This window comes from Mesorhizobium sp. M7A.F.Ca.CA.002.09.1.1 (assembly GCF_003998555.1).
GTDB classification, from domain to species: Bacteria; Pseudomonadota; Alphaproteobacteria; order Rhizobiales; family Rhizobiaceae; genus Mesorhizobium; species Mesorhizobium ciceri.
Window position 1 is genome coordinate 1 of the sequence record NZ_RZRR01000725.1, and the last position, 2,944, is coordinate 2,944.

Annotated in this window: 3 protein-coding genes; all 3 read right to left on the minus strand. The window is 63.2% G+C overall.

From position 1 onward, the window contains the following. A partial coding sequence (locus EN994_RS25155) for a peptide chain release factor 3 (protein WP_127307893.1) occupies window positions 1-1,460 on the minus strand: 1,460 nt, incomplete at its 3' end. Window positions 1,461-1,560: 100 nt separating this feature from the next. Beyond that, window positions 1,561-2,490: a haloalkane dehalogenase gene (locus EN994_RS25160; protein WP_063169913.1), complete on the minus strand. Its 930-nt coding sequence runs from the start codon at window positions 2,488-2,490 to the stop codon at window positions 1,561-1,563. Further along, the coding region (locus tag EN994_RS25165) for a TetR family transcriptional regulator C-terminal domain-containing protein (protein ID WP_127307894.1) at window positions 2,487-2,944 on the minus strand (458 nt) is incomplete at its 5' end. The genes EN994_RS25165 and EN994_RS25160, both read right to left, overlap by 4 nt.

The window sequence follows — 2,944 nt, forward strand, 5'->3', positions numbered from 1 at the left end:
ATGTCGCCGCGATGCGCCTCGATGAAACGCAGGACCTCGGCCTTGTCGTCGGCCGAGATCCAGCGGCACACGGAAAAGCGCGGCATCTCGAATTCGACCGGCAGAGTGTATTCGAAGTTCAGCCGTTCCTTCAGGACGTCGAGTTGCAGCGCGCCGACGACACCGACGATGGCCGGTGAGCCGTCCTCGGGCGAAAACAGCTGCACGACGCCCTCCTCTGCCATCTGGTGCAGCGCTTCCTTCAGCTTTTTGGCCTTCATCGCGTCGCCGAGGCGGACACGGCGCAGGATTTCCGGGGCGAAATTCGGAACGCCGCGGAACAGGATTTCCTCGCCCTCGGTCAGCGTATCGCCAATACGCAGCGTGCCGTGGTTGGGAATGCCGACGACGTCGCCGGCAAAGGCCTCGTCGGCGGTGACGCGTGTGCGGGCAAAGAAGAACTGCGGCGCCGACAGCGACATCGGTTTTCCCGTGCGTACCAGCTTGGCCTTCATGCCGCGCTCGAGCTTGCCCGAACAGACGCGGACGAAGGCTATGCGGTCGCGGTGGTTGGGATCCATGTTGGCCTGGATCTTGAAGACGAAGGACGTCATCTTCTCTTCGGTCGCCTCGACCTTGCGGGTGTCGGCCTCTTGAGCACGCGGCGGCGGTCCAAAAGCGCCGAGCGCCTCGATCAGGTCGCGCACGCCATAATTGCGCAGCGCCGAGCCGAAATAGACCGGCGTCAGGTGACCCTCGCGGAAGGCTTCTATATCAAGGGGTCTGCATGCTTCCCGCGCCAGCTCCAGCTCCTCGATGAAGGCCTCGCGCTCGTTCTCCGGCAAAAGGCCGGCGACGCGGTTGGAATCGGGACCGTTGACCGGCGTGCGCTCCTTCTCGTCGTCGCCCCTGCGCACGGCGTTCAGCGCCAGATGGTAGGTGCCGGAAAAATTCTTGCCCCGGCCGATCGGCCAGGTGATCGGCGCCGTATCCAGCGCCAGCTTCTGCTCGATCTCATCCAGAATCTCGAACGGATCGCGGCTTTCGCGATCCATCTTGTTGACGAAGGTGATGATCGGGATGTCGCGTAGCCGGCAGACTTCGAAAAGCTTCAGCGTGCGCGGCTCGATGCCCTTGGCGGCATCGATGACCATGACGGCCGAGTCGACCGCCGATAGCGTGCGATAGGTGTCGTCTGCGAAATCCTCGTGGCCGGGCGTGTCGAGCAGGTTGAAGACATTGTCTTCATACTCGAAGGTCATCACCGAAGTGACGACCGAAATGCCGCGCTCACGCTCGATCTTCATCCAGTCCGACCGCGTCTGGATCTTGTCCTTCTTGGCCTTGACCTCGCCGGCAAGCTGGATGGCGCCGCCGAACAGCAGCAGCTTTTCGGTGAGCGTGGTCTTGCCGGCGTCCGGGTGCGCGATGATCGCGAAGGTGCGGCGGCGCGCCACTTCTTCTTCTATTGCTTCGGGCATTCTCTGGGATTTCCGTGTGACAGGCCGGGCTTCTAGCAGCGCAGTGCGGGCCTGTCGACCGGTCCGGCGGCAGGGAAGCCGCCGGAAGCCATGGCTTGCTTCAGGCCAATTCGGCCGTGCGGCTCGCCTGAAAGACCTCGGGGAGCCAGCCGGCAATGGTGCCGCCTATCGCGTCGGCATGGTCTTCCTGCAGATAGTGCGCACCGGGTCCGAGATTGATGAACCGGCAGTTCTTCAGCCCGGCGGCGAATTCGCGTGCGGCCTGCGGCGCAATCAGCGCGCCGGGATCGCCCGCAAACAGCAGTTTCGGATAGGTGGAGAGCCGAAGTGCGCGATGATCATGTTCGCTGATGGCGGCAACGTCGGCGGGCTGGCCCTCGATCGGCAATTCCCGAGGCAGGCGCAACACCGGCTTTCGCGATTGCGGTGTCGGGAACGGCGCCCGGTAGACGGTCATCTCCTCATCGCTCAGTGTACGCAGCACCGAGGCCGGCAACACTTTTTCGACGAAGACATTGTCTTCCAGGACCAGCTTCTCGCCGACACCCGGCGTGCGCAGCGCCTTGAACATTTCGCGGGCTTGCGGGCGCTGATGAAAATCCTCCCAGCGCTCGAAGGGTCGGATGAATTCCATGAAGGCAAGGCCGAGCACGCGTTGCGGTCGCCGCGCCGCGAGATGGAAAGCCAGGGCCGTGCCCCAGTCCTGCGCGACCAACACCACTTCCTGGATGTCGAGCACGTCCAGGAAGGCGTCGAGATAGCGGACGTGATCGAAGAAGCGATAATCGATATCGGGCTTGCCGGATTGGCCGTAGCCGATCAGGTCGGGCGCGATGCAGCGACCGAGCGGCGCGACATACGGGATGATGTTGCGCCAGATGTGGGATGAGGTCGGATTGCCATGCAGGAACAGAACGGTGGGGCCGGACGCTCCCGTCTCGACATAGGACATGGTCGAATCGAGCACGGCGATCTGCGAGCGTCTCGGTGCAGCGACGCCAGCTTGAGAAATGTTGGCTTTCGAACTCATGGGGTCGGCTCCTTTGCAAAAACTGTGCTGAAGATGATTTTCTTGAACCGCTCGAGCGGCGCGGGGCTACGTTCAACCTTCATGCGCAGCATGGCGCCCTGCCAAGACGACAGCAGGAAGTCGGCAAGGTCCTCGGCCTCGAAGGTCTTGGAGATGTCGCCGGCTGCCTGGCCTTCGGCGATGCAGGCGGCGAAGGGCTGGCGCCAGCGTTCGAAGATGTCGACGAGTTGCAGGCGCAGCGGCTCGCTGTGGACCGCGGTCTCGAGGCTGAGATTGCCTATCATGCAGCCGCGTGCCCAATCATGCGCCTCAAGCTTCGAGGTGATGACATCGACGTAGCGCCTCAGCCGGCCGATGGGCGGCGTGCCGTCCTGCGCCAAGGCTTTCTCGACCAACTTGCCGACATAGGCGAAATAGCGGTCCAGCACCTCCCCGGCAAACTCCTCCTTGGAGG